The sequence below is a fragment of the Allosphingosinicella indica genome (genome assembly GCF_900177405.1).
Taxonomy (GTDB): domain Bacteria; phylum Pseudomonadota; class Alphaproteobacteria; order Sphingomonadales; family Sphingomonadaceae; genus Allosphingosinicella; species Allosphingosinicella indica.
Window position 1 is genome coordinate 458,684 of the sequence record NZ_LT840185.1, and the last position, 24,449, is coordinate 483,132.

Annotated in this window: 26 protein-coding genes; 11 read left to right on the plus strand and 15 right to left on the minus strand. The window is 67.9% G+C overall.

Annotated features, from left to right (window positions below):
* Window positions 1-47: 47 nt before the first annotated feature.
* Window positions 48-2,234: an excinuclease ABC subunit UvrB gene (uvrB, locus tag B9N75_RS02360; RefSeq protein ID WP_085217349.1), complete on the minus strand. Its 2,187-nt coding sequence runs from the start codon at window positions 2,232-2,234 to the stop codon at window positions 48-50.
* A 70-nt stretch (window positions 2,235-2,304) separates the two neighbouring features.
* Between uvrB and B9N75_RS02365 the strand changes: the two genes are divergently transcribed.
* A complete protein-coding gene (locus B9N75_RS02365; protein WP_085217350.1) occupies window positions 2,305-3,648 on the plus strand; it encodes an amidohydrolase in 1,344 nt (447 codons plus the stop codon).
* A 20-nt stretch (window positions 3,649-3,668) separates the two neighbouring features.
* Window positions 3,669-4,223, plus strand: coding sequence for a DUF3617 domain-containing protein (locus B9N75_RS02370; RefSeq protein ID WP_085217351.1), 555 nt, complete (start codon window positions 3,669-3,671; stop codon window positions 4,221-4,223).
* Window positions 4,224-4,241: 18 nt separating this feature from the next.
* On the opposite strand, the gene B9N75_RS02375 is transcribed toward B9N75_RS02370, so the two are convergent.
* The 6 genes from B9N75_RS02375 to B9N75_RS02400 form a co-directional block, all read right to left on the minus strand.
* Window positions 4,242-4,682, minus strand: coding sequence for a hypothetical protein (locus B9N75_RS02375; RefSeq protein ID WP_085217352.1), 441 nt, complete (start codon window positions 4,680-4,682; stop codon window positions 4,242-4,244).
* Between the two features lie 42 nt (window positions 4,683-4,724).
* A complete protein-coding gene (locus B9N75_RS02380) occupies window positions 4,725-5,717 on the minus strand; it encodes a cell wall hydrolase (RefSeq protein ID WP_244552403.1) in 993 nt (330 codons plus the stop codon).
* Window positions 5,718-5,796: 79 nt separating this feature from the next.
* A complete protein-coding gene (locus tag B9N75_RS02385; protein ID WP_085217353.1) occupies window positions 5,797-6,714 on the minus strand; it encodes a winged helix DNA-binding protein in 918 nt (305 codons plus the stop codon).
* 277 nt (window positions 6,715-6,991) lie between these two features.
* Entirely contained in the window at window positions 6,992-8,410 is a 1,419-nt protein-coding gene (locus tag B9N75_RS02390; RefSeq protein WP_085217354.1) for an NAD(P)(+) transhydrogenase (Re/Si-specific) subunit beta, read from the minus strand.
* A 32-nt stretch (window positions 8,411-8,442) separates the two neighbouring features.
* Entirely contained in the window at window positions 8,443-8,724 is a 282-nt protein-coding gene (locus tag B9N75_RS02395; protein ID WP_085217355.1) for an NAD(P) transhydrogenase subunit alpha part 2, read from the minus strand.
* A 136-nt stretch (window positions 8,725-8,860) separates the two neighbouring features.
* Window positions 8,861-9,649 carry a TerC family protein gene (locus B9N75_RS02400; RefSeq protein WP_085217356.1) on the minus strand — a complete coding sequence of 263 codons (789 nt, stop codon included), beginning with the start codon at window positions 9,647-9,649 and terminating at the stop codon, window positions 8,861-8,863.
* Between the two features lie 274 nt (window positions 9,650-9,923).
* Between B9N75_RS02400 and B9N75_RS14405 the strand changes: the two genes are divergently transcribed.
* A complete protein-coding gene (locus B9N75_RS14405; protein WP_085219360.1) occupies window positions 9,924-10,724 on the plus strand; it encodes a cold-shock protein in 801 nt (266 codons plus the stop codon).
* 161 nt (window positions 10,725-10,885) lie between these two features.
* Here B9N75_RS14405 and B9N75_RS02410 read toward each other — a convergent pair whose 3' ends face one another.
* Together B9N75_RS02410 and B9N75_RS02415 are read right to left on the minus strand one after the other, a co-directional pair.
* Complete coding sequence (locus B9N75_RS02410) at window positions 10,886-11,137, minus strand: hypothetical protein (RefSeq protein WP_085217357.1); 252 nt, start codon at window positions 11,135-11,137, stop codon at window positions 10,886-10,888.
* Window positions 11,138-11,262: 125 nt separating this feature from the next.
* A complete protein-coding gene (locus B9N75_RS02415; protein ID WP_085219361.1) occupies window positions 11,263-12,861 on the minus strand; it encodes a cisplatin damage response ATP-dependent DNA ligase in 1,599 nt (532 codons plus the stop codon).
* A 101-nt stretch (window positions 12,862-12,962) separates the two neighbouring features.
* Here B9N75_RS02415 and B9N75_RS02420 point away from each other — a divergent pair, with 101 nt between their 5' ends.
* Window positions 12,963-13,961: a GGDEF domain-containing protein gene (locus tag B9N75_RS02420; RefSeq protein ID WP_172840785.1), complete on the plus strand. Its 999-nt coding sequence runs from the start codon at window positions 12,963-12,965 to the stop codon at window positions 13,959-13,961.
* Here the strand turns inward: B9N75_RS02420 and B9N75_RS02425 are convergent.
* The 4 genes from B9N75_RS02425 to B9N75_RS02440 form a co-directional block, all read right to left on the minus strand.
* Window positions 13,958-15,943 (minus strand): tetratricopeptide repeat-containing sulfotransferase family protein, encoded by a 1,986-nt coding sequence (locus B9N75_RS02425; protein WP_085217359.1) that lies wholly within the window; start codon window positions 15,941-15,943, stop codon window positions 13,958-13,960. The genes B9N75_RS02420 and B9N75_RS02425 overlap by 4 nt on opposite strands.
* A gap of 79 nt (window positions 15,944-16,022) precedes the next feature.
* Complete coding sequence (locus B9N75_RS02430) at window positions 16,023-16,520, minus strand: Dps family protein (protein ID WP_085217360.1); 498 nt, start codon at window positions 16,518-16,520, stop codon at window positions 16,023-16,025.
* Between the two features lie 87 nt (window positions 16,521-16,607).
* On the minus strand, window positions 16,608-17,174 hold the full coding sequence (locus tag B9N75_RS02435; RefSeq protein ID WP_085217361.1) for a TMEM165/GDT1 family protein: 567 nt from the start codon (window positions 17,172-17,174) through the stop codon (window positions 16,608-16,610).
* Window positions 17,175-17,187: 13 nt separating this feature from the next.
* Window positions 17,188-17,511: a hypothetical protein gene (locus B9N75_RS02440; RefSeq protein ID WP_085217362.1), complete on the minus strand. Its 324-nt coding sequence runs from the start codon at window positions 17,509-17,511 to the stop codon at window positions 17,188-17,190.
* 174 nt (window positions 17,512-17,685) lie between these two features.
* Between B9N75_RS02440 and rpmG the strand changes: the two genes are divergently transcribed.
* Complete coding sequence (rpmG, locus tag B9N75_RS02445) at window positions 17,686-17,853, plus strand: 50S ribosomal protein L33 (protein WP_044452269.1); 168 nt, start codon at window positions 17,686-17,688, stop codon at window positions 17,851-17,853.
* 151 nt (window positions 17,854-18,004) lie between these two features.
* On the opposite strand, the gene B9N75_RS02450 is transcribed toward rpmG, so the two are convergent.
* Window positions 18,005-18,403 (minus strand): response regulator, encoded by a 399-nt coding sequence (locus tag B9N75_RS02450; protein ID WP_085217363.1) that lies wholly within the window; start codon window positions 18,401-18,403, stop codon window positions 18,005-18,007.
* A gap of 37 nt (window positions 18,404-18,440) precedes the next feature.
* Between B9N75_RS02450 and B9N75_RS02455 the strand changes: the two genes are divergently transcribed.
* The 6 genes from B9N75_RS02455 to B9N75_RS02480 all read left to right on the plus strand — a co-directional run bounded on the left by B9N75_RS02455 (window position 18,441) and on the right by B9N75_RS02480 (window position 24,089).
* On the plus strand, window positions 18,441-18,707 hold the full coding sequence (locus tag B9N75_RS02455; protein WP_085217364.1) for a DUF3572 family protein: 267 nt from the start codon (window positions 18,441-18,443) through the stop codon (window positions 18,705-18,707).
* Window positions 18,704-19,327 (plus strand): hypothetical protein, encoded by a 624-nt coding sequence (locus B9N75_RS02460; RefSeq protein ID WP_085217365.1) that lies wholly within the window; start codon window positions 18,704-18,706, stop codon window positions 19,325-19,327. The genes B9N75_RS02455 and B9N75_RS02460 overlap by 4 nt, the downstream gene beginning before the upstream one ends.
* A 318-nt stretch (window positions 19,328-19,645) precedes the next feature.
* Entirely contained in the window at window positions 19,646-20,113 is a 468-nt protein-coding gene (locus B9N75_RS02465; RefSeq protein ID WP_085217366.1) for a RidA family protein, read from the plus strand.
* A complete protein-coding gene (locus B9N75_RS02470; RefSeq protein WP_085217367.1) occupies window positions 20,085-20,816 on the plus strand; it encodes a glycerophosphodiester phosphodiesterase family protein in 732 nt (243 codons plus the stop codon). Before B9N75_RS02465 ends, B9N75_RS02470 begins: the two co-directional genes overlap by 29 nt.
* Entirely contained in the window at window positions 20,813-21,952 is a 1,140-nt protein-coding gene (locus B9N75_RS02475) for a GNAT family N-acetyltransferase (protein ID WP_085217368.1), read from the plus strand. Before B9N75_RS02470 ends, B9N75_RS02475 begins: the two co-directional genes overlap by 4 nt.
* 64 nt (window positions 21,953-22,016) lie before the next feature.
* The gene (locus tag B9N75_RS02480) at window positions 22,017-24,089 is read left to right on the plus strand and encodes an alpha/beta hydrolase family protein (protein ID WP_085217369.1); all 2,073 of its coding nucleotides are present in this window, start codon (window positions 22,017-22,019) and stop codon (window positions 24,087-24,089) included.
* 13 nt (window positions 24,090-24,102) lie between these two features.
* Here B9N75_RS02480 and B9N75_RS02485 read toward each other — a convergent pair whose 3' ends face one another.
* Complete coding sequence (locus B9N75_RS02485; RefSeq protein WP_085217370.1) at window positions 24,103-24,399, minus strand: SEL1-like repeat protein; 297 nt, start codon at window positions 24,397-24,399, stop codon at window positions 24,103-24,105.
* Window positions 24,400-24,449 lie beyond the last annotated feature (50 nt).

Consider the following 24,449-nt stretch of genomic DNA (forward strand, 5'->3'; position numbering starts at 1 on the left):
CTAGCCGTCACCAGCCTCCCTGCCTTCCCGAAAGCTGCGGCCGAACTTCAGCGTCCGAACTTCGTGCGCTTCTGCTTCCCAAACCGTGTCTTGCGGGTGCCCGGTCTGCCTTCGTTGGAATGGCCGACCACCGGAGCCTTGCGCTCGTGCTCTGGCAGGCCGAGCTCGTCCGCCTCCAGGCGGCGGATCTCGTCGCGAAGGCGTCCGGCCTCCTCGAACTCAAGGTCCGCGGCGGCTTTGCGCATCCGCTTTTCGAGATCCTCGATATAGGCGCGGAGGTTGTGGCCGACGAGATGCGGCCGCTCGTCGTCGCCGGCGTCGACCAGCACGCCGTCGCGGGTCGAGACATGCGCGATGATGTCGGCGATGTTGCGCTTGATCGTCTGCGGCGTAATGCCGTGCGCGGCATTGTAGGCGCGCTGCTTCTCGCGGCGGCGATCGGTCTCCGCCATCGCGCGCTCCATCGATCCGGTGATCCGGTCGGCATAGAGGATCACGCGCCCGTCGACGTTGCGCGCCGCGCGGCCGATCGTCTGGATGAGCGACGTCTCCGAGCGAAGGAAGCCTTCCTTGTCCGCATCGAGGATCGCGACCAGACCGCATTCGGGAATGTCGAGCCCCTCGCGCAGGAGGTTGATGCCGACGAGCACGTCGTAGACGCCGAGCCTCAGGTCGCGGATCAGTTCGATACGCTCCAGCGTCTCGACGTCCGAGTGCATGTAGCGGACCTTGAGCCCCGCCTCGTGCAGATATTCGGTCAGATCCTCGGCCATCCGCTTGGTGAGCGTGGTGACGAGCGTGCGATAGCCCTGCTTGGCGGTCTCGCGCGCCTCGAACACCAGATCGTCGACCTGATCCTCAACTGGGCGGATGAGGACCGGGGGATCGATGAGGCCGGTGGGGCGGATCACCTGTTCCGAGAATACGCCGCCGGTCTGTTCCATCTCCCAGCCGCCGGGCGTCGCCGAGACGCTGACCGTCTGCGGGCGCATCGCGTCCCATTCGTTGAATCGCAGCGGGCGGTTGTCGATGCAGCTCGGCAGGCGGAAGCCGTATTCGGCGAGCGTGATCTTGCGCCGGTGATCGCCGCGCGCCATCGCGCCGATCTGCGGCACCGTCTGGTGGCTCTCGTCGACGAACAGCAACGCATTCTCTGGCAGATATTCGAACAGAGTCGGCGGCGGCTCGCCGGGCAGGCGGCCGGTGAGAAAGCGGCTGTAATTCTCGATTCCCGCGCAGCTTCCCGTCGCGGCGATCATCTCGAGATCGAAATTGGTGCGCTGCTCCAGTCGCTGCGCTTCCAGCAGCTTTCCTTCGGCCACAAGCTCCTTCAGCCGCTCGGAAAGCTCGTGGCGGATCGCTTCCATCGCTTGCTTCAGCGTCGGCCCCGGCGTCACATAATGGCTGTTGGCATAGACGCGGACATGATCGAGCGCGGCGGACTTCTTGCCGGTCAGCGGGTCGAACTCGACGATCTCCTCGATCTCGTCGCCGAAGAAGGCGATCCGCCACGCACTGTCCTCATAGTGCGACGGGAAGATTTCGAGACTGTCGCCGCGGACACGGAAATTGCCGCGCGCGAACGCCTGGTCGTTGCGCTTGTACTGCAGCGCGACGAGCTTGCGGATGATCTCGCGCTGATCGACCGTCTGGCCCTTCTTCAGATCGAAGATCATCGCCGAATAGGTCTCGACCGATCCGATACCGTAGAGGCACGACACCGAGGCGACGATGATCACGTCGTCGCGTTCGAGCAGCGACCGGGTGGCGCTGTGCCGCATCCGGTCGATCGCCTCGTTCACCGAGCTTTCCTTCTCGATGTAGGTGTCGCTGCGCGGGACGTACGCCTCGGGCTGGTAATAATCGTAATAGCTGACGAAATATTCGACCGCATTCTCCGGGAAGAAGCTCTTAAACTCGCCATAGAGCTGCGCGGCGAGGATCTTGTTGGGCGCGAGCACAAGCGCGGGGCGCTGCACCGCCTCGATCACTTTCGCCATCGTGAAGGTCTTGCCCGATCCGGTGACGCCGAGCAGCACCTGGTCCTTCTCGCCGCCGCGCATCTGGTCGACAATCTCCGCAATCGCGGTCGGCTGGTCGCCCGCCGGCTCATAGTCCGAGACGATGCGGAACGGCCTGCCGCCCTCGCCCTTTTCCGGGCGCTGCGGGCGGTGGGGAATGAAATTCTGTCCGGTGTCCGGCTCTTCGAGCCCGGTGCGAATCTGGATGGCCATGGGCCCTATATGGTCACGCGCCGCCCGCGCCGCTACCATCCCCTTCGACAGCAAAAATCAGGGGGATTCGATGCGCTTTCCAGTCTTGTTCGCACTTGCCGCAGGTCTCGCCGCTCCGGCCTATGCCGCGCCCGACTACGCACCGGCGATCAAGGCGGATTACGACAAGCGCCTCGGCGCATTGTTCGACTGGTTTCACCGCAACCCGGAGCTTTCGTTCAAGGAAACTAAAACCGCGGCGCGCATGGCGAAGGAGCTGAAGGCTATTCCGGGCATGCAGGTGACGGAAGGCGTCGGCGGCACCGGCGTCGTCGGCGTGCTCAAGAACGGCGCCGGCCCCACGGTGCTGGTCCGCGCCGACATGGACGGGCTGCCGGTGGAGGAGAAGAGCGGCCTCGCCAACGCCTCCAAGGTGCGGCAGGTCGGCATCGACGGCGTCGAAAATCCGGTGATGCACGCCTGCGGGCATGACGTGCACATCACCTCGCTGGTCGGCACCGCGACCCAGCTCGCGGCGATGAAGGACCGCTGGAAGGGCACGATCGTCTTCATCGTCCAGCCCGCGGAAGAGCGCGTCGCCGGCGCCAAGGCGATGCTCGACGACGGGCTCTACACGCGCTTCCCCAAGCCCGATTATGCGCTCGCCTTCCACGTCGCCTCGAACCTCGAGACCGGCAAGATCAGCGCGTCCGAGGGCATCCAGTACAGCTCGGCCGACAGCGTCGACATCACCGTCCACGGCGTCGGCGCGCATGGCGCCTCGCCCCATACCGGCAAGGATCCGGTCTACATCGGCTCGCAGATCGTCATGGCGCTGCAGGGCATCATCAGCCGCGAGCGCCAGCCGCTCGATCCGGGCGTCATCACCGTCGGCGCCTTCCATGCGGGATCGAAGCACAACATCATCTCCGACCGCGCCGACCTGCAGCTCACCGTGCGCGCCAATAACGAGGAGACGCGCGCCTATCTGCTGAAGGCGATCGCGCGCGTCGCCGAGGGCGTCGGTCGCACCAACGGCCTGCCCGAAGACAAGCTGCCGACCGTCAAGGTCTCGGAAGGCACGCCGACGACGATCAACGACACCGCGCTCGCCCAGCGGCTCAACGCCGCGCTGATCCGCGATCTCGGTGCGGACAGCTTCAAGCCGTTCGAGCAGACCGGCATGGGTGCGGAGGATTTCTCCTATCTGGTCGCGCGCGATCAGGGCGTGCCCGGCTATTATTTCGCTGTGGGCGGCACCCCCAAGGCGGCGTTCGACGCGGCCGAGGCGGGCGGGCCGCCGGTGCCCTCGCACCACTCGCCGCTGTTCAAGATCGATCCGGAACCGTCGGTGATCCTCGGCACCAAGGCGATGACCGCTGCCGTGCTCGATCTGATGAAGCCAGGCGCAACGGCGTCCGGTGCCGGCAACTGATAATCCAAAGGGGGAGAGCGATGATGAAACTGCATTGGATGGGCGCCGCGACGGCGCTGGCGTTGCTGACGAGCTGCGGCGACAAGGCCGCCGATGCGCCGAAGGGCGAAATGACCGCCAAGGAGGTCGCCGCCGAAATGAGTTCGATCGAGCTCGAGCCCGGGCAGTGGGAGATGACGCAGGAGATTGTCGAGGCGAGTGCGCCGGGCATGCCGGAAGCGGCGCTCGCCCAGATGCGCGGTCAGAAGACCACCGTGCAGAGCTGCATCACGCCCGAGCAGGCGAAGAAACCCGACGCCGATTTCTTCGCCGGCCAGCAGAACAAGGGCTGCAAGTATGAGGATTTCTCGATGGCGGGCGGCAAGGTGCGCGGCAAGGTCACCTGCACCGGCGGCGACATGCCCGGCACGATGACCATGGCGATGGCCGGCACCTATGGCGCATCCGCCTATGACATGACGATGGACATGCAGATGGTGCCCGCCGCGGGCGCCGATGCCCCGGGCGCGATGGCCTTCAAGTCGCACACCACCGGCCGCCGCGTCGGCCAGTGTGCGCCGGGGGGCCAGGGCTAAACGCGCGCTGAGCGCGGCCTAGCGTGGGCTGAGCGTCAGCCCCGCCGGGGCGCGGGTTTCGTCATGTTCCTCATGGTACATGTCCATGATGACGGCTTGCGGAGCCGCGCCCGGGCAGGTCACCGCAAAGGACGCGACGACGCTGCCGAAGCCGCCTGCGCCGGCCTCGCTGCGCGCACCGATCTGCGGCGCCTTGCCGTCGGCGCAGCGCAGCCGCGCGAGATACGCGCGCTCGCCCTCCGGCCCGCCGACGCGCACCGGATTTTCCTTGCTGCCGAGCGGATTGGCGGCTGCGACGGCAGCGAGCGCATCGCTCTCCGCGTCGGGCGATTGGGCGTCGACCGCATTGATCAGATCGCGCGGCACCGGCGATTCCTCGCGGGGCGGCGCAGCGTGGAGGAGGGCCGATCCGGCGAGCAGCGCGGACGGCAGGGCGAAGCGTAGGAAGAGGCGCGACATGGCCCGAGTTGTAGCGGTTCGGCCCGCGATGGAAAGCGGCGACTAGCCTACCGGGGCCTCGGCCGCGCCCGGCGCATCCGCGCGCCAGCGGCCGCTGTTGGCGAATTCGGGACGCACACGGCTCTGCGGCAGATGATCGTCGACCTGCACCTGGGGCGGAGCCGCCGCAGCCACTGGGAGCATCGCCCCTGCTGCGTCGGCACGCGCGATCAGCGCCGCCGCGCCGCGCGGCATCTCAGTCCGCGCCGGCAGCAGATAGCCCTGCGGTACCGGCGGCGGTTCGAACCCGGCATAACGCTGGCTAAAGGCACCCGGCGTCCCCGCCGCGCCGTTCCACTTGTAGAAAATGTGCGCGCCCACCGCCGCGATCTTCGCGAGGCGCGGCGCCCAGTCGGGCAGCACGTAATCGGCGTGATAATGGGTGGCGAGGCCGACCGGCGCATAAACCGATCCCGCCAGCGCCGCCGCGGCGATCCGCCGCGCTGCGCGCCAGCCCTCCGCTGAAGGACGGCGCGCCAGAGATCCGTCGCAGGTAAAGGTGAACTGGCAGCCAGGCCCGCTCCGCATGGCGCCCTGATAGACGACGCCGCACACCGTTGCTGGATAGGCCGGGTGCCGCACGCGATTGAGCACCACCTGCGCCACCGCGCGCTGGCCCGCCTCGCCCTCGGACGCCGCTTCATAATAAATGGCGTTCGTCAGGCATTCGAGCGAGCGGATCTCGTCGGCAGCCGAGGCGCGCAGCAGGAACGGCCGGGCGGCCGGGTTCGGGCCGCTGTCGAAGGGCAGCGCCGCATTGCCGGCGATCGCGACCGGCGGCGGCGGACCGGGCATCGCGAAAGAGGGTGCGGGCGGAAGCGTGGGCGCCACCGCGATCGGCCGCGCCGCCACCGGACCCTCGACGAACGCCGCGGGGAGCAGCGCCGAGACGCAGCCAAGCAGCGCCGCCGCGCCGACTCCGGCGCGCAGCATGACGCCGGGATCGCGCCTCAGGCGCCGCCGCTGGCGTCCTCTCTTGATGACGATCTTGCGCATGCCGCGGCAGCCTTGCCGCGTCCGCAGCCGCCCCGCATCCCCCCTTCGCGGGCTGTCCCGCGCCGGGACGCGGGCGGGCTCAATCCTTGGCGTCGACCTGCTGGAGCAATTTCATCGTCGCGCGATACCAGCCTTCCATCGCCCTCGCCGCATCGTCGGACAATTCGATGAAGACGCGGCGCCCGTCGGCAGGGTCGGCCTGGCGGACGAAGAGGCCGTGGTCGGTCAGCGTCTTGATCCAGCGCAGCGCCGTCGTCGGCGGAACCGCGGCGGCGATGCAGAGGCTGGAGACCGCCACCTTGGTGCCCTCCAGCCGCGACGCCATCAGATCGAGCAGCATGTCCCAGGCGGGATCGGCGAACAGCGCCGGATGGAAGAAGCGCTCGCGCATCCGCCGCACGCGGATGAAATGGCGCAGCGCCTCGGGATCGATTGCCGCGCCGCCCTCTTCCACCGCCGCACGCGCGAGCGCGGCATCTTCGCCCTGCTCGGACAGTTCGGCCAGCATCGATGCGATGCGGCCGACCTCGGCGCTCAATTGCTGGAGATTGGGCGACACGCCCGATTTGACGACATCGTGCAGCCGCGCCTGCGTGCGCCCCGCGGCGGCTGCGGTCGCCAGCGCCCGCTCCTCCTCGCTCGGATCGCAGAGATGCTCGATCCGCCCCTCGCCGCGCGCCGCGATCGCATCGATCAGCGCCGGCGGTGCGACGATCACCGCGCCGTAGCGCGACGCGGCGGTGTCGGCCGCCAGCCGCTCGAGCAGCCGGTCGAGCATCGGGCCGGGATCGTGCTCGATCTCGACCAGGACCGCGTCCATCGCCGCCTGCCGCTCGATCCGCCCGATCGCATCGGCGATCCGGTCGCTTCCGCAAATGCGCAGGTTCGCGCGCTCGGCCATCTGCCGCACGCGCGCCGCCGCCGCATCCCCGTCCGTCAGCAGCAGCGCCGAGGGTTGATGCCCGTAAGATGTCATCGCAAATCCGTCCGCGGCCATCGCCCTCTCCCCTTGTCCGCGCCCGGTCGAACGGGCCTTATCGGACGAGGATAGGCTGCAAAGCGGAGCGAAGCGGGAGCCGGTTTACGTCCGTTTCGGACCGGACTTTCGACAGAAAGTCGCCGAGGAACCAGTCGTCCGACCCGAAACCGATCGACGCCTGCCGGCGATGCAAAGGGCGGAAAAGCGCAAGAAAAGATCGACACGAAGTAGGGTAGTCCCCGCTCCATCGAAAATCTGCCGCAGGGTTACATCCGATACGGATCAATCCGCTGCGTCAGTCGATCGACTTGACGATCTCCTCGACCATCTTCTTGGCGTCGGCGAGCAGCATCATCGTGTTGTCGCGATAGAAGACGTCATTGTCGACGCCCGCATAACCGACGCCGCCCATCGATCGCTTCACGAACAGCACGGTCTTGGCCTTCTCCACGTCGAGCACCGGCATGCCGTAGATCGGCGAGCTCTTGTCGGTCTTCGCCGCCGGGTTGGTGACATCGTTGGCGCCGATCACGAAGGCGACGTCGGACTGGCTGAATTCGCTGTTGATGTCCTCCAGCTCGAACACTTCGTCATAGGGCACGTTCGCTTCGGCGAGCAGCACGTTCATGTGCCCCGGCATGCGCCCCGCGACCGGGTGGATGGCGTATTTCACGCGGACGCCATGCTCCTTCAGCTTGTCGCCCATCTCGCGCAGCACGTGCTGCGCCTGCGCCACCGCCATGCCGTAGCCTGGCACGATGATGACCTGCTCGGCCTGGCCCATGAGGAAGGCGGCGTCCTCGGCGCTGCCGCGCTTCCACGGCCGGTCGATCTTCTCGGCATCGCCGCCGGCATCCGCGACCGCGCCGAACCCGCCCGAAATGACGCTGATGAAGCTGCGGTTCATCGCCCGGCACATGATGTAGCTCAGGATCGCGCCCGACGAGCCGACCAGCGCGCCGGTGATGATCATGGCACTGTTGCCGAGCGTGAAGCCCATCGCCGCCGCCGCCCAGCCCGAATAGGAATTGAGCATCGAGACGACGACCGGCATGTCCGCGCCGCCGATCGGGATGATGAGCAGGAAGCCGATCGCGAATGCGAGTACGGTGACCGTCCAGAACATCCACGGCTCGGGCGTCGCCGCGGCGGTCCAGAGGCCAATGAGGATCAGGATCGCGGCGAGCGTGCCGAGGTTGATGAGGTGGCGCGCCGGCACGAGGATCGGCTTGCCCGACATGTTGCCGTTCAATTTCAGGAAGGCGATCACCGATCCTGAGAAGGTGATCGCGCCGATCGCGATGCCCAGCCCCATCTCGATCCGGCTGACCGGGAAGATGACGCCCGCGGCATCGGCGATGCCGAAGGCCTGCGGATTGAGAAAGGCGGCGGCGGCGACGAGCACAGCGGCCATGCCCACGAGGCTGTGGAACGCGGCGACGAGCTGCGGCATCGCCGTCATCGCGATGCGCCGCGCGATGACGAAGCCGATCACGCCGCCGATCGCGATCGCCGCGATGATTTCGGGCAGGCTCGCGATGTCGTGGATCCCTAGCGTGGTGCCCACCGCAATCGCCATGCCGGCCATGCCGTATCGGTTGCCGCGGCGGCTCGACTCCGGGCTGGAGAGCCCGCGCAGCGCGATGATGAAGCAGATGCCGGCGATCAGATAGGCGAGCGGCACCCAGGCCGGCACGTCCAAGGCTTCATGCATGACGATTTACCCCCTGGTTCCCCGTGCGCCTCTCAGCGCTCTTTCTTCTTGTACATCGCGAGCATCCGCTCGGTGACCGCGAAGCCGCCGAAGATGTTGATGCTCGCCATCACCACCGCGGCGAGACCAAGCCATTTGGCCGCGACCGATCCGGCTTCCGCCGATGCGATCAGCGCGCCGACGATGATGACCGAGGAAATCGCGTTGGTGACCGCCATCAGCGGCGTGTGCAGCGCCGGCGTCACCGACCAGACGACGTAATAGCCGACGAAGCAGGCGAGCACGAAGATCGACAGGATCGAAATGAAGTCCATGCGTCAGCCCCCTTGCCCCACGCCAAGGCACGCACTCTGCCCCCGCGCACGGCGGCTGTCGAGTGGCTTTTCGGAAGCGATTGCGCGAGACCGGCCGCGCGCCCGCCGGAAGGCCGGCGCGCGGCTCGGATCAGCCTTATTCCTTCGGTGCCGCGCGGCTCTGCTGGCGGCGGCGCGACATCATGTTGAGCCCCTCGACCATCGCCGAGAAGGCCATCGCCGCGTAGATGTAGCCCTTGGGCACATGGACGCCGAAGCCGTCGGCGATCAGCACCACGCCGATCATCAGCAGGAAGCCGAGCGCCAGCATGACGACGGTCGGGTTGCGCTTGATGAAATTGGCGAGCGGATCGGCGGCGAGCAGCATCACGATCACCGCGGTGATGACCGCGACCACCATGATGGGCAGATGCTCGGTCATGCCGACCGCGGTCAGGATCGAATCGATCGAGAACACCATGTCGAGCAGGATGATCTGGAAGATCGCGCTGCCGAAGCTGAGCGTGGCCTTCGAAGTGTCGAACACATCCTCCGTCGGCGTCGGATCGACAGTGTGGTGGATCTCCTTGGTCGCCTTCCACACTAGGAACAGGCCACCTGCGATGAGGATCAGATCGCGCCACGAGAAGGCCGTCTCGAACGCGGGCTGGCCATGTTCGTTGACCGGCCCGGTAAGCCCAAGATCGAACACCACCTGGGTCAGGCCGACGATCCATGCGATGATCGAGAGCAGCGCGAGCCGCATGACGAGCGCGAGGCCGATGCCGATGCGCCGCGCCTTCTGCTGCTGATGCTCGGGCAGCTTGTTGGAGAGGATCGAGATGAAGATGAGGTTGTCGATGCCGAGCACGACTTCCAGCACGACGAGCGTAATCAGAGCCGCCCATGCCGCCGGATCGGCGAGCAGCACCATGATCGAATCCATGTCGAAAACCCCCTCTGGCCGCCAATTGCGGCGAGCGCGATAACTCGCCCGATAATGCCGGAGTTCCACACCGGCGGAAAGAGGCTGAAAGCGTGCCGCCGCGGCCTTGCGGTTTGTCTCAGGGTTGCGCTGCTAAAGCCTCTCGCTAGGCGCATTTTTTTCCGCTATACGAATCGGCGGTGCGCCATTCTTTCGCGCCGGAACCGTTGTGCCCTTGGCCCCAGCGCACGGTTCTTTGAAACAGGGTACGGGTCCCAAGGATGCAATCAAGGTCATGAGTTTCGACAAGGGACGCCGGGGCGACCGCGGCGGGCGCGGCAAAGACAAGCGCGACGGTTTCGGGGACGAAAATTACGGTGGCTACAGCGACCGCGGCGGTGGCGGCGGCGGTTACGGCGCACCCCGTAGCGGTGGTGGCGGCTATGGCGATCGCGGCGGCTTCGGCGGCGGTGGTGGCGGCGGCTACGGCGATCGTGGCGGCGGTGGCTACGGCGGCGGCGGTGGCTTCCGCGGCGGCGGTGGCGGCGGCGGATTTGGTGGCGGCGGCGGCGGTGGCCGCGGCATGCCCCCGCAGGTCGTCGGCGAAGGCAAAGGCGTCGTGAAGTTCTTCAACAGCCAGAAGGGCTTCGGCTTCGTCGTTCGTGACGATGGCGGCGAGGACGTGTTCGTGCACATCAGCGCGGTCGAGCAGGCGGGCCTCACCGGCCTCGCCGAAGGCCAGCCGCTCGAGTTCACGCTCGTCGATCGCGGCGGCCGCGTGTCCGCGACCAACCTCAAGATCGAGGGCGATCCGCTTCCGGTCGAGGACCGCGGCGGTGGCGATCGCGGCGGCGCCGGCGGCCCGCAGCGTCAGCTCACCGGCGAGAAGGCGCAGGGCACCGTCAAGTTCTTCAACGCGATGAAGGGTTTCGGCTTCATCAGCCGCGATGACGGCCAGCCCGACACCTTCGTGCACATCTCGGCGGTCGAACGCGCCGGCATGGTCAACCTCAACGAGGGCGACCGGCTGGAGTTCGAGCTCGAGGTCGACCGCCGCGGCAAGACCGCAGCGGTGAACCTGCAGCCGATCCAGTAAATCCCTTCCCCTCCCCATGAGGGAGGGATCGAGGGGTGGGTTCAAGCGCCGGCGCGGCTCGATGCCGCACCGGCGCTTTTGATTCCACCGATGTCAGGAGTCTTCCGGCGCGCAGACGCGCGCACCCACCCCAATCCCCTCCCTGTGAGGGAGGGGTTGTTTCAAGCCGCGTCCAACGCCCAGCTATGGCCGCGCAGCGCCGGTCGCGCCCAGCTCGCCGCGCCGCGCGCAGTGGCTTCGGCGAGCGGCAGCGCCGTGCCGCAGAAGCCGCATTCGGCGGACACGCGGCCCACGAACCAGTGGCTGCGCCCGCAGCCGGGGCAGTGGTTCACCTCATTTTCGCGATAGACCACCAGATAGCCGCGCGTTGCCGGATCGTGTGCGAAACCGCCGCTCTTGCCCGCTGTCATCATCGTCACGCCTCTTGTGCCGGGACTGGCCCGCACCCCGCCTGACGCAAAGCCAAACCGCTGTCACTCCGCGCTTTTCCGCCGTCCCGCCGAGGGATCATCAGCGCCGAATCCTTAACGGCGCAGCGTCAGGTCGCCATCCGCTCCAGGGTTGCAATCAAGTCCGCTTCCGTCGCCGGCTTGTCCTGGCGAATGCGGCTGATCCGCGGGAAGCGCATCGCGAGGCCGGACTTGTGTCGCTTCGAGGCGTGGATCGAGTCGAACGCGACTTCAAGCACCAGTTTCTTCTCCACCTCGCGCACCGGCCCGAACCGCTCGACGGTGTGGTTGCGCACGAAGCGGTCGAGCCATTTCAGCTCCTCGTCGGTGAAGCCGAAATAGGCCTTGCCGACCGGCAGCAGCCCGCCGTCCTCGGCCCAGCAGCCGAAGGTGAAGTCCGAATAGAAGCTCGATCGCTTGCCGCTACCGCGCTGCGCATACATCAGCACGCAATCGGCGGTCAGCGGGTCGCGCTTCCATTTGTACCAGAGGCCCGTCCGCCGCCCCGCGACGTACGGGCTGTCGCGGCGCTTGAGCATCACCCCTTCGATCGCGGCGTCGCGCGCCCCGGCGCGAATGCTCTCCAGCGCGTCGAAGTCCGCCGCCTCGATCGTTGGCGAGAGATCGAACCGGTCCGCTTCGAGCGCGGCAACGAACGCGTCGAGCCGCTCGCGCCGTTCGGTCCAGGCCAACTCGCGCAGATCCTCCGGCCCGTCGAACAATATGTCGTAGAGCCGGACGAAGGCGGGATATTCGCGCAGCATCTTTGGCGAGACCACCTTCCGCCCCAGCCGCTGCTGCAACGCGTTGAAGCTGCCCGCCGCGCCGCCGGCATCATCGCTCCCCTGCCCCTCGCCGCGGACCAGCAGCTCGCCGTCCACCGCGCCATCGCGATCGAAGGCTTCCGCGACCTCCGGGAAACTGCCCGATATGTCGTCGCCCGCGCGGCTGTAGAGCCGCGTCTCGCCGCCGGTGCGGACGATCTGGACGCGGATGCCGTCCCACTTCCACTCGGCAGCATAATCGGCGAGGTCGAGCCGAAGCTCCTCCAGCGGATGCGCGAGCATGAACGGTCGGAATACCGGCACGTTGGCCGGCGTCGGCTGCGTCCCGCGCCCCTCCGCCCAATCGAACAGCGCCGTGTAGGGCGGCGGGATGCCGTGCCACACCTCCTCCACCGCATCGACATCGAGCCCGAACGCCTGCGCCAGCGCGGTCTTGGCGAGCCGCGCGGAAACGCCGATGCGCAGCGATCCGGTGGCCAGCTTCAGCAGCGCGAACCGGCCGCTGGCATCGAGATGATCGAGCATCGCCGCGAGCGCGCCGGGCGCGTCCGCCCTCCCGAGCGACTGAAGCCGCTCGACCGCGGCCGACAGCCGGATCGTGCCGTCGTCCAGATCGTCGGGCTGGTCGATCGCCTTGGGCCAGAGCAACGACACCGTCTCGGCCATGTCGCCGACATAGTCGCGGCTCATCCGGTAGAGCAGAGGATCGATCCGCTCCTCGATCAGCCCGCGGATCGCGGCGGGTTTCACGCCTGGCAGGTCGAGCTCGCCGGTCAGCGCCGCGAGCGCGAAGCCGCGGTCTGGATCAGGCGTGCGGCGGAGATAATCACCGATCAGCTTCAGCTTCGCATTGCGCGATCGCGTGTAGACGAGCCCGTCCAGCAGCTCGGAAAAGTCACGCATCGGCCGTTCGTCCCATCTCAGCGAAATGCGCAGGCGCGTCGCGAGTTGCAATGCGGCGAAAGGCGCGGCAATCAGGGCGCTTACCGGGTTTGGGGAGCCCAATGTCGGACGATAGCGTGCACGAGAAGGCGCAGCGCCGCGCCTACAAGGATATCGGCGCGTTTCTCGAGCAGCACCGGCTCGACATCAATCCGGCCAATTACGCACTCGTCTATTGGGTCGTCACGCAGAGCAATCCGGACGCGGTCGAGCATGTCACGCGCCTCACCGGGGATGGTCTGCGGCTGACCCAGGCGGAGGCCGATCGCATCATGGCGCTGGTCGGCGAGGATGCGCCGCGCTCAGGCGCGCCGGCGATCCAGATCGAGGCCATCCAGGCACAGGTCGCCCGTTTCGCCGAACTCGTCGATCAGACGCGGGCGAGCACCGAATCCTACGGCCGCGACCTGGAAGCACAGGCCGACGAGCTGGCCGGCGCGCGGCCCGACACCGCGCTCGCCGATCTCGTGCGCCTCACCAGCGCGATGATCGCGCGCACCCGCGATGCCGAGCGCGCGCTCGACGAAGCGACCGGCGAGGCCGCGGCGCTCCGCGACAAGCTGGAAGAGGCGCGCGAGGAAGCCAGCCATGACGTGCTGACCGGCCTTCCCAACCGCCGCGCCTTCGAAGCGCGATATGAGGTGCTGGCGGCGACGGGCGAGCCGATCTCGGTCGCGATCTGCGACATCGATCTGTTCAAGTCGATCAACGACAGCCACGGCCATGCGGTCGGTGATCGCGTGCTGAAGGCGGTGGCCGGCGACATGCGCGACACTTGCGAGGGGCATTTCGTCGGGCGGCTCGGCGGCGAGGAATTCGTCATCCTGATCGCGGGAATGAAGCACGAGGCGGCGTGCGCGCTCGTCGATGCCGCTCGACTTGCCGTCGCCGATCGCAAGTTCCGCGTGCGCGAGACCGACCGGCCGATCGGCACCGTCACCTTTTCCGCCGGCGTCGCGCGCCGCGGCATGGACGAGCCGCGCGAAACCGCGCTCGGCCGCGCCGACGCGCTTCTCTACCGCGCCAAGGAAAACGGCCGCAACCGCATCGAGTGCGACTAGAGGTCGTAGCCGAACTTTCCGGCCCAGGGCGCCAGCACCGGCAGCACGTCCGCCAGCCGGTCGCGATGCAGCGCCCAGCGGCCCGCCGCGTCCGCATAGATGCGCTCGGTGACCTGGTCGTAGCTCGGCGTCAGGATCGCGCCCCGCGCCTTTGCGGTGCGCTGGTTGTCGAGCAGCCGGTCGTCCCACTCCAGCCCCAAGAAGGCGATCAGTGGCCGCATTGTCCGCTCAGTGTCGGCGACCACATCCTCGTAGCGCGTCTCATGGACCGCGAGCGGCAACAGCGCCCGGCTCCGCTCCCAGAAGGTCATCACCCGGTTGTAAAGCGTCGCGGCGTCGCCCAGGTCGAGGAAGTTGGCCATCGCGGGGTTGAGCTCGAAATTCTGCATGAAACAGCTCAGCACCACGTCGCACGGATGGCGGAGCGCGAAGATGAAGCGCGCGTCGGGGAAAATGCGGCGTATGAGCGGCGCGCCGAGGATGTTGAGCGGCAGCTTGTCGATCACCAGCTTGCCCGCCGTCCGCTCCGCGGGGATGAGCGCGTCGAGCGCCTCGAAATAAATGCCCCGCAGCCGGGTCGCCCCGGCGTCGTCGAGATCGGCGAGCCGCGAAAGATCGCCCAGCGCATCCTTGGATTGCTGCAGCAGCGCCTCTTCCTCCAGCACGACCGTATCTGGATGCCCCATCAGCAGCGTGTCTAGCAGCGTCGTCCCAGAGCGCGGGAAGGCGACGAGAAAAGTCGGCGCGGGCCGCTCGGTGTCGGGCGTCGCGGTACGCCAGCTATCGACCCAGGCCCGCGTCATCAGCGCCGTATCGGCCGCGATCTGGTCGCGATACGCCGTTGCCGCCGCACGCATCTCGGGCTGGTCCGCCGCCGCGATGCGGTTCATCTCGGCAAAGGCGTCGAACGCCTCCCTGCTGCGGCCGAGTTTGTCGGCGAGCTTGCCGATCAAACGCGCACGGCGCTCGGGCTGGAAATCCGCCGGCGACTGCCGTGCGGCCGCCAGCGCTTCCTCCAGCTTTCCCTCGCGGCGCAGCAGCAGCGCCCGAAGATAGGCAATCGCGTCTTCGGGCAACCTCAGTTCCTCGCCCCGCGCGATCAGGCCAGGCAGCGCATCGAGACGGCTGGTCCGCTCTAACAAAAACGCCAGTTCGAGAAACGCCTCCGGCCCCGGCTCCGGCAAGGCCAGCACGCGCTCATAAGCCTCCTCGGCCTCGGCGAAGCGCTGCACGCTGACCAGCGTTCGCGCGCGCTCCAGCAGCGGCGTTGCGCTGGCGGGCGCCAATGTGGCGGCACGGTCGAGCGCGCGCAGCGCCTCGTCATGCCGCGCGAGATGGCGCAGCACCCGCCCCGCCTCTAGCACCGGCTCCGGCGCGACCGGATCCAGCCGCGCGGCCTCCGCATAGGCCGTCAGCGCGCCGTCCAGATCGCCATTGTCGGCGAGCGCGGCGCCGAGATTGAAGTGGATCGCGCCGACGCTCGGCCGGATCGCCAGCGCGCGACGCAGCGCCTCGACCGCGCCGGCGCCATCGCCCTGCAGGCGCAGCGCATTGCCGAGGTTGTTCCAGCTTTCCCAGTCGCCGGGTTCGCGCGCGACGACCGCGCGATAGGCTTCGATCGCCCCCGCACCGTCGCCCCGCGCCTGCGCCGCATATCCGGCGATGCGCTTGAGCTCGATCTCGGCCGGCCCTGCTGCGCCCTTATAGGCGGCCACTTCGGAGGCCGCGCCGATCTGCCCGATATCGATCAGCGCCCGCGCCAGCATGACCCGCGCCGCGTCGTTTGCGGGCTCCGCGGCCAGCGCGCCGCGCAGATGCGTTACTCCCGCCGGCAAGTCCCCTGCGCGGCAGGCCATCACACCCAGAAAATGAAGGATGGCCGCGTCCGCCGGACTCGCCGCCAGCGCAGCCTCCGCCGCGCGCCGCGCACCGTCCTCATCGCCGCGCCGGGCGAGATCGATGGCCTGTGCAAGCGATGTCACCGGAACGTCCGCGCCCTTCCCGCCCCATGCGGGTCCGGCGCGTCATGGCCGAGACTTGCGCCCCGCGGCAAGCGCTCCGTCAGGCGCCCCGGCTCGTCTCGAACAGGAACCAGGCGCGCTCCTCGGCAAGGTCGGTCCATTCGTCGACCACGCCGGAGGTGGCGTTGTCGCCGGCGTCCTCGGCCAGCTCCTTCACTTCGCGAAAGCCCTCGACCAGCTTCAGATTGTCCTTGTGCAGCTCCAGCAGCATGTCCTTCGCCGAGACAAAATCGGCGTCATTGTCCTCCACCCGCTGCAGCCGGCCGATATGGCCGATCGAGCGCAATGTCGTGCCGCCGGTCTTGCGCACCCGCTCGGCGATCGCATCGGTGGTGCCGAGGATCTGGGTCGCTTGATCGTCGAGCAGCAGATGATAGTCGCGGAAATGCGGGCCGGAGACGTGCCAGTGGAAATTCTTGGTCTTGAGATAGACCGCATAGCTGTCCGCCAGCGACGCATTGAGCGCTTCGGCGACGCTGCGCACGGCGTTGGTCTCGAGATCGGTGGGCGTATCGAGCTTCTTGGGCGTGTCGGCCATGATCGGGCTCCTCGAATGGGTGCGCCGTCATAACCCGAAACGCCGCTTCCAGCTTCGCGGATTCTGTCGAAGACTGTGATCGCCCGCCTAGATCAGCCGCAACGCCTGGACCGCAACAACCAGACCGGCGAGCAGGAAGAGGCAAGCGACACCCGTTTTGATTCCGCGCATCGGCACCGCCTTGGCGAGCTGCTTGCCGAGCAGCGTGGCCGGCACGCTCGCCGCAATAAGCCCCGCGGTGGCGCCAAGCGCAGCGAGCAGGGCCGAATCGTAGCGCGCGGCGATCGCGAAGGTCAGGAACTGGCTGCGATCGCCGAACTCGACGACGAAGAAGCCGATCGCGGCGGCAAGGAAGGGCGCCTGCGTCCACTTCAGCGCTCGCTCCGGCGCCCGCTCGCCGATCAGTCCGGCGATGCCGGCAAACAGCAAGGCGACGGCCACCAGCAAGGTCAGCGCGCGGATGGTGATGAGGCCGGCGAGCAAAGATCCCGCGACCGCAGCGATCGCGCTGCCCGCCAGCGCCGCCAGCGCGACGCCCGCCAATATCTGCCCCGGCCGGCCGAAGCGTGCGGCCAGCGCCATCACCAGAAAATGCGTCTTGTCGCCCCACTCGGCGAGCGCGGCGCCGACGAAGGCGGTAAGGAGAGCTTCCAACGGCTGTGCGGCGTCAGGCGCCGAGGCGGACCGAGATCGACGCCAGCATCGCTTCGCTTGCCGATTCGTCGATCGTCCGGCAGCCGATCGCGTCGTAGAGGCGGTCGAGATAGAGATCGGCCGATTTGCGGCAGCCGCCGGTGATCGGCGCGCGCTCCAGCGCTTCGGCGATCCGAACGACCGGGGTCAGCCCGTAGGCGGCGGCGGTGCGGCGGATGGCGGTGACGGTGGAGAGGAAATCGCGGGCAGCAGTGCGCGGCGACATGCTCCTCAGTGCCGCGAGCCGATCGCATAGCTCGGCGCGCACCAGCAGCATCGCATCGGGTTCCTCACGCATGCCCGCCCCTTTCCAGGTCTTCGGATGCGATCATGCGCCAACATGGTTACAGGCCGGTTAAACGCCCGCTTTGGCTTGACATCGACCCCCCGACCGGCCAGAGGCGTGCCCGAGAGCGGTGGCCTTTGCCGCCGCTTTTGCTTTTCGCATCCACAGATTTCGAAAGAGGCTGTCATGGCCAAGCCGACCACGGTCAAGATCAAGCTCGTCAGCTCCGCCGACACCGGCTTCTTCTACGTGACCAAGAAGAACCCGCGGAACATCACCGAGAAGATGACCTTCCGGAAGTATGATCCCGTCGTGCGCAAGCACGTCGAGTTCAAGGAAGCCAAGATCAAGTGACGATCGGCGCGCATCCGCGCGCCTGATCGTCATCCCGGACCTGATCCGGGATCCAGCTTCCCCGCTAGGTCTCCGTCATCCCGGACCCGATCCGGGATCCAGCTCCGCCGCTGGGTTCGCCCTCATCCCGGATTCGATCCGGGCTCCAGGCTTATTCCTCTTCCTCGCCGCTTTGCCCTGCGCCGTTCGGCAGCAGCGCGCGCACCGCGCCGACGAACCCCACCACCGATATCGGCTTCGACACATAGCCTTCCGCGCCCGCCGCGCGGATACGCTCCTCGTCGCCCTTGGCCGCATAAGCGGTCACCGCCATGATCGGGATGGCGCGCAGCGCCTCGTCGGCCTTCAACTGCTCGATCAGCTCCAGTCCGCTGATCCACGGCATCTGGATGTCCATCACGATCAGCGACGGCCCGAAGGCGCGCGCGCGATCCAGCGCCTCGCGCCCGTCGCGCACCGGCTCCGCGCTGTAATCGTGCGCGCGCAGCAGATCGCAGAACAGTTTCAGATTGAGTTCGTTGTCCTCGACAACGAGGATTTTTTGTCCCAACGCGCAGCCCCTGACGCTTACCAATCCCCAATAGGCCATGACCGGACAGGAAACAAATGAGGCCGAGACGGTCGCGCTCGGCGCGCTCGGCTGGACGCTCGCCGACGATGCCCGTGCCGAGCGGCTGCTCGCGCTGACCGGTCTCGATGCCGGGGAGCTGCGCGCGCGCATCGGCGAGCCGGCGCTGCTCGCCGCAGTGCTCGCCTTCCTCGAGGCGCACGAGCCCGATCTAATCGCCTGCGCCGACGCCATCGGCCGAAGCCCCGCCGATCTCGCCGCTGCCCGCCGGGTACTGGAGGCATGAGCCGCCCCTTGCTCATCACCGATTGCGACGAGGTGCTGCTGCACATGGTGTCGCACTTCGGCGCCTGGCTAGACGAGGCGCACGAAATCGACTTCGCGTTCGATGGCGGCGATTTCACCAATGCGATGACGCGGCGCAACGGAGCCGCGGCGCCGACCCGCGACGAGATGTGGGCGCTGCTCGACGGCTTCTTCGCCACCGAAATGCACCGCCAGACGCTGGTCCCGCACGCCGCCGATGCATTGGAAACGATCGGCGCGCGTGCCGACATCGTCATCCTCACCAATCTCGGCGATCATTGCCACGCCGGCCGCGTCGCGCAGCTCGAGGCGCACGGCATCCGCCACCGCGTCGTCTGCAACCAGGGCGGCAAGGGCGCCCCCGTGGCCCGGCTGATCGAAGAGTTCGCGCCTTCCGCCACGGTGTTCGTCGACGATCTTCCGGTCCACCACGAATCGGTTGCCAAGCACGCGCCCCAGGTCTGGCGCCTCCACATGATCAGCGAACCCCGCATGGCCCCCGCCGTCCCCCCCGCCCCCCACGCCCACGCCCGCATCGACGACTGGCGCGAAGCGGAAAGCTGGATCGCGGAACGGTTTGAAGAAGGTGCGGCGAGCTAAGCCACTTCCTTCTTAGCCCCTCCCCTCGACGGGGAGGGGTTGGGGTGGGGTGGCGTCTCCAGAAAATGCGCCAAGATATCCACCGCCACCCCCACCCAACCCTCCCCCATCAAGGGGGATGGCTTCTCGACCCCAATGTCCTACACCGCGACTTTCTGCGATGCTCACCGCATTCGGCTCTTTCGCATCATCCGCAGCAAAACCCTTCGCCTCCGACCCCCATGGCCAGTGCGAACATTGGGAACATTCGCGCATCGCGGGGCGGCTGTCCGCCTCGGCTCTTGACCCCGCCGCCCCCGCGATGCTTACGCATCGGGCATGACCGACAGCATCAAAGCCCGCATCGACCAGCTCGGCCTCGTCCTGCCGCAGCCTGCCGCGCCCGTCGCATCCTATGTTCCGGCGGTCGAGGCCGCGGGGCTGCTCCACATCTCGGGCCAGCTTCCGTTCGACAACGGCAATCTGATGATCGGCCGTCTCGGCGAGGATCGCGACACCGATTACGGACAGCGCGCCGCCAAGGCCTGCGGCCTGATGCTCATCGCGCAGATCGACAAGGCGCTGGGCGGGCTCGACCGCGTCGAGCGGATCGTGAAGCTCGGCGTGTTCGTGAACAGCGATCCCCGCTTCACCGATCAGCCGAAAGTCGCCAATGGCGCGTCCGACCTGATGGAGCAGGTGTTCGGCGATGCCGGCAAGCATGCGCGCAGCGCCGTCGGCGTGCCGGTGCTGCCGCTCGGCGCCGTGGTCGAGATCGATGCCATCGTCGCCGTCAAGGCAGGCTGAGCTTCAAAGGCTTGCCGCGCGCCCCTTCGCCCACCGCGGGCTGCACGGGGCCGGGCGGATCGAGAACAGCCGCGCCGCCTTCCAGGCTGCGCTGGACTGCGGGCACGGCATCGAGCTCGACGTCCAGGCGAGCCGCGACGGCGAGGCCTTCGTCTTTCACGATTATGATCTGAGGCGGCTGACGGGACGTGAGGGTGGGGTCGCCGATCTCCCCTCCGCATCGCTCGCCGCCATCACCCTGACCGGCACCGACGAGACCATTCCTCCGCTGCCCGAAATCCTCGCGCTGGTCGCGGGCCGGGGCGGCCTGCTCATCGAGGTGAAGGCGAAGGGCGCGAGTGTCTATCACCTCTGCGCATCGGTCGCCGCCGCGCTTGAAGGCTATGACGGCCCGGTCGGCGTCATGTCGTTCAATCCGCACGTCGGCCACTGGTTCGCGCGGCACCGGCCAGCAATCCTGCGCGGAATGGTCGTGACCGAGGAAAACAAGCGCGGCCTGCGCGGCGCGATCGAGCGGCGGCTTGCGCTCTGGCGCGCGCGTCCCGATTTCCTGGGCTATGACGTCCGCGATCTCCCCTCTCGCTTCGCCGCCGCCTGCCGCAACCGCGGGATGCCGGTGATGACATGGACGGTGCGCACCGCCGCACAGCGCGCCACCGCCGCCGCGCACGCCGATCAGATCATCTACGAGGACCGCGAATGAACGATACGCCGGTCCGCGCGCGGGTCGGGGGCGGAGTCGCGGAGGTGGATGCGGCCGCCTGGGACGTCTGCGCCGGCGGCGGCAACCCGTTCGTGTCGCACGCCTTCCTCTCCGCACTGGAGGATTCGGGCAGCGTCGATGCCCGCGCCGGCTGGCAGCCGGCGCCGATTGCGATCGACGGCGACAACGGCCAGCCCGCGGCGCTGACGCCCGCTTATGTGAAGAGCCACAGCCAGGGCGAATATGTCTTCGATCATGCCTGGGCCGATGCCTTCGCGCGCGCCGGCGGTGCTTATTATCCCAAACTCCAGATCGCCGTGCCGTTCACGCCCGTCCCCGGCCCGCGCCTGCTGACCCGCGACGCATCGCTAAAGCCCGCGCTGATTGGCGCGGCCGAGGCGCTGGTCGATCAGAACGGGCTTTCCTCGGCGCACTGCACCTTTCCCGATGCGGAGGATGCGGCCTTGTTCGAGGCGGCGGGCTGGCTGATCCGCATCGACAGCCAGTTCCATTGGCACAATGACGGCCATGAGGATTTCGACGGCTTCCTCGCCACCCTCGCGTCGCGCAAGCGCAAGACGATCCGCAAGGAGCGCGCCGCCGCGCAGGCGGGCCTCGAGATCGTCCATCTCGAAGGCGGTGCGATCACCGAGGCGCATTGGGACGCCTTCTGGGAATTCTACCAGGACACCGGCGCGCGGAAGTGGGGCCGCCCCTATCTCACTCGCGCCTTCTTCTCGCTGCTCGGCGCGCGGATGGCGGAGGACCTGCTGCTCATCCTGGCGCTGCGCGACGGACGGCCGATCGCCGGCGCGCTCAACCTGATCGGCGCCGACGCGCTCTACGGCCGCTATTGGGGCTGCGTGGAGGATGTGCCCTTCCTCCATTTCGAGCTGGCTTATTATCAGGCGATCGACGCCGCGATCGCGCGCGGCCTTGCCCGTGTCGAGGCGGGCGCGCAGGGCGGGCACAAGCTCGCGCGCGGCTACCGCCCGGTGCCGACCTTCTCGGCGCATTACATCGCCGATCCGCGGCTGCGCTCGGCAATCGCCGATTATCTGGAGCGCGAGCGGCCCGCGGTCGCCGCCGAGATCGCCGAGCTCGATGCGATGGCACCTTTCCGGAAGGAGGAATAAGCGGCTGGCCGCATATTGCCTCCCGCGCCGCGCCCGCTAGGCTCACCGGCAAAAGGGGATCGCCATGACTCGTTCGCTTCTCGCCGCGCTGCTGCTCGCCACCGCCACGCCGGCGCTCGCCGATCCGCCGCAGACCGCCAATCCTCTGTTCACGATGCAGGATCTGTTCGCGCTCGAAGTCGCGGCCGATCCGCAGATCAGCCCCGACGGCCGCTGGGTCGCCTACACGCGCCGCGCCAACGACATCATGGTCGATCGCGCGGTGAGCAGCGTCTGGCTGGTCGATACCCAGACGCGCGAACAGCGGCCGATCGCCGCCGGCCAGGGATCGCACATGCGCCCGCGCTGGTCGCCCGACGGCAAGCGCCTCGCTTATGTCTCGACCGCGGAGGGCGACAAGCCGCAGCTCTTCGTGCGCTGGATGGACAGCGGCCAGACGGTGCGGATCACCGGCCTGCCGCAGGCGCCCGGCAGCATGGCCTGGTCCCCGGATGGCCGCCGCATCGCTTATTCGATGTTCGTCGCGGATGACGGTCCCAAGCTCGGCAAGCGCGCCGAGAAGCCCGACGGCGCGAAATGGGCCGAGCCGCTGGAGGTGATCGACGCGCTCTCCTACCGCGCCGACGGCGAGGGCTATCTCGACACCGGGTTCGAGAAGCTGTTCCTCGTCCCCGCCGACGGCGGCAGCCCGCGCCAGCTCACCTTCGGCGACTATCACGACGGCGGCCCGCTCTCCTGGTCGCCCGATGGGCGCACGCTCTACTTCTCCGCCAATCGCCAGCCGGACTGGGATCGCAACCCGATGAACAGCGAGGTCTGGGCGCTGGACGTCGACAGCGGCGGCCTCACTGCACTCACCGATCGCAACGGGCCGGACGGCGCGCCGGTCGTCTCGCCCGACGGCAGCCGCATCGCCTATATCGGCTTCGACGATCAGGGCCTCGGCTACCACAATTCGCGGCTCTACGTGATGGACCGGCAGGGCGGCGGACGCCGCGTGCTGACCGAGGGGCTCGATAGGAGCGTCGAGAACCCTCTGTGGAGCGCCGATGGCCGCGCAATCTACGTCTCCTACGACGATCATGGCGAGACCAAGGTCGCGCGCGTCGGCCTCGACGGCTCGATCCGCACCGTCGCGCAAGGCCTTTCCGGTTCGTCGCTCGACCGGCCCTATACCGGCGGTGACTTTTCGGTGTCGCGCGACGGCAGCGTTGCTTTCTCCGGCGGCACCGGCACCCGCCCGGCAGACGTGATGCTGGCGCGCGGTGGTAAGGCGGTGCGGCTCACCAGCCTCAACCAGACGCTGTCCGCGACCAAGCGGTTCGGCGAGGTGCGCAAGATCACCGTCGCGTCGAGCGCCGACCAGCGTGCAGTCGAGGCGTGGCTGACGCTGCCGCCCAATTACAGCGAAGGCGCGCGCGTGCCGCTCATCCTCGAGATTCACGGCGGCCCCTTCTCCGCCTACGGCCCGCATTTCTCGACCGACAATCAGCTTTACGCCGCCGCGGGTTATGCGGTGTTGTCGGTCAACCCGCGCGGATCGACGTCCTACGGCGCGGAGTTCGCCAACCTCATCCACCACGCCTATCCCGGCCAGGATTACGACGATCTGATGAGCGCGGTGGACGGCGTGATCGCGCAAGGCATCGCCGATCCTGACCGGCTCTACGTCACCGGCGGCTCGGGCGGCGGCGTGCTGACGAGCTGGATCATCGGCAAGACCGACCGCTTCAAGGCGGCGGCGACGCAGAAGCCGGTGATCGACTGGTCGAGCTTCGCGCTGACCGCCGACAACCCCGCCTTCTTCGCGCGCTACTGGTTCGGCAAATATCCGTGGGAGGACTATCAGGCTTACTGGTCGCGCTCGCCGCTGTCGCTGGTCGGCAACGTCAAGACGCCGACCCTCGTTGTCGTCGGCAGCGAGGATTACCGGACGCCGGTGAGCGAGGCCGAACAATATTATACAGCGCTAAGGCTGCGCGGCGTACCGACTGCATTCGTGAAGGTGCCGGGAGCAAGCCACGGCGGGCTGGCGGCAAGGCCTTCGCAAAGCGGCGCGAAGGCGAGCGCGATCCTCGAATGGTTCGCGCGCTACCGGAACGGCGCTCCGGTTGCGGGGACGGCCGCGGCGGACTGATCCGCCTGCGAAATCAGGCCGCGCGGCGGGCGGTGGTGCCGGAGAGCCAGGATCGCGCCTGGCGCTGCGCCTCGGCGATCTCGCGCGCGGTCATCTCGCCGGAAATCTCCGCGCGGCTCTGCTGCGCGAGCAGGCTGCCGTTGAGCGCCGCGAGGTTGAACCATTTGTGCGCTTCGATGAGATCCATGTCGACGCCGCTCCCCGTCGAATAGGCGACGCCGAGCTGATACAGCGCCTCCGCATCGCCATCGGCGGCGAGCGCGAGACGCCCTTCCATCATGAAAGCCGCATTACCAAGACTGGTGCCCATAAGATGCCCCCACTTGCTTTGGGGGAGAGTTGCGTCGGGCGGGTTTTAAA

Coding starts and splice junctions, on each gene's coding strand:
- B9N75_RS14405 (WP_085219360.1), top strand. CDS start 9,924: ATGAGTTTCGACAAGGGACGCCGGGGCGACCGCGGCGGGCGCGGCAAA.
- B9N75_RS02415 (WP_085219361.1), bottom strand. CDS start 12,861: ATGCGTGACTTTTCCGAGCTGCTGGACGGGCTCGTCTACACGCGATCG.
- B9N75_RS02470 (WP_085217367.1), top strand. CDS start 20,085: ATGCCATCGTCGCCGTCAAGGCAGGCTGAGCTTCAAAGGCTTGCCGCG.
- B9N75_RS02370 (WP_085217351.1), top strand. CDS start 3,669: ATGATGAAACTGCATTGGATGGGCGCCGCGACGGCGCTGGCGTTGCTG.
- B9N75_RS02455 (WP_085217364.1), top strand. CDS start 18,441: ATGACCGGACAGGAAACAAATGAGGCCGAGACGGTCGCGCTCGGCGCG.
- B9N75_RS02475 (WP_085217368.1), top strand. CDS start 20,813: ATGAACGATACGCCGGTCCGCGCGCGGGTCGGGGGCGGAGTCGCGGAG.
- rpmG (WP_044452269.1), top strand. CDS start 17,686: ATGGCCAAGCCGACCACGGTCAAGATCAAGCTCGTCAGCTCCGCCGAC.
- B9N75_RS02485 (WP_085217370.1), bottom strand. CDS start 24,399: ATGGGCACCAGTCTTGGTAATGCGGCTTTCATGATGGAAGGGCGTCTC.
- B9N75_RS02385 (WP_085217353.1), bottom strand. CDS start 6,714: ATGGCCGCGGACGGATTTGCGATGACATCTTACGGGCATCAACCCTCG.
- B9N75_RS02440 (WP_085217362.1), bottom strand. CDS start 17,511: ATGCGTGAGGAACCCGATGCGATGCTGCTGGTGCGCGCCGAGCTATGC.
- uvrB (WP_085217349.1), bottom strand. CDS start 2,234: ATGGCCATCCAGATTCGCACCGGGCTCGAAGAGCCGGACACCGGACAG.
- B9N75_RS02395 (WP_085217355.1), bottom strand. CDS start 8,724: ATGGACTTCATTTCGATCCTGTCGATCTTCGTGCTCGCCTGCTTCGTC.
- B9N75_RS02460 (WP_085217365.1), top strand. CDS start 18,704: ATGAGCCGCCCCTTGCTCATCACCGATTGCGACGAGGTGCTGCTGCAC.
- B9N75_RS02420 (WP_172840785.1), top strand. CDS start 12,963: ATGTCGGACGATAGCGTGCACGAGAAGGCGCAGCGCCGCGCCTACAAG.
- B9N75_RS02465 (WP_085217366.1), top strand. CDS start 19,646: ATGACCGACAGCATCAAAGCCCGCATCGACCAGCTCGGCCTCGTCCTG.
- B9N75_RS02400 (WP_085217356.1), bottom strand. CDS start 9,649: ATGGATTCGATCATGGTGCTGCTCGCCGATCCGGCGGCATGGGCGGCT.
- B9N75_RS02410 (WP_085217357.1), bottom strand. CDS start 11,137: ATGATGACAGCGGGCAAGAGCGGCGGTTTCGCACACGATCCGGCAACG.
- B9N75_RS02365 (WP_085217350.1), top strand. CDS start 2,305: ATGCGCTTTCCAGTCTTGTTCGCACTTGCCGCAGGTCTCGCCGCTCCG.
- B9N75_RS02430 (WP_085217360.1), bottom strand. CDS start 16,520: ATGGCCGACACGCCCAAGAAGCTCGATACGCCCACCGATCTCGAGACC.
- B9N75_RS02375 (WP_085217352.1), bottom strand. CDS start 4,682: ATGTCGCGCCTCTTCCTACGCTTCGCCCTGCCGTCCGCGCTGCTCGCC.
- B9N75_RS02390 (WP_085217354.1), bottom strand. CDS start 8,410: ATGCATGAAGCCTTGGACGTGCCGGCCTGGGTGCCGCTCGCCTATCTG.
- B9N75_RS02380 (WP_244552403.1), bottom strand. CDS start 5,717: ATGCGCAAGATCGTCATCAAGAGAGGACGCCAGCGGCGGCGCCTGAGG.
- B9N75_RS02480 (WP_085217369.1), top strand. CDS start 22,017: ATGACTCGTTCGCTTCTCGCCGCGCTGCTGCTCGCCACCGCCACGCCG.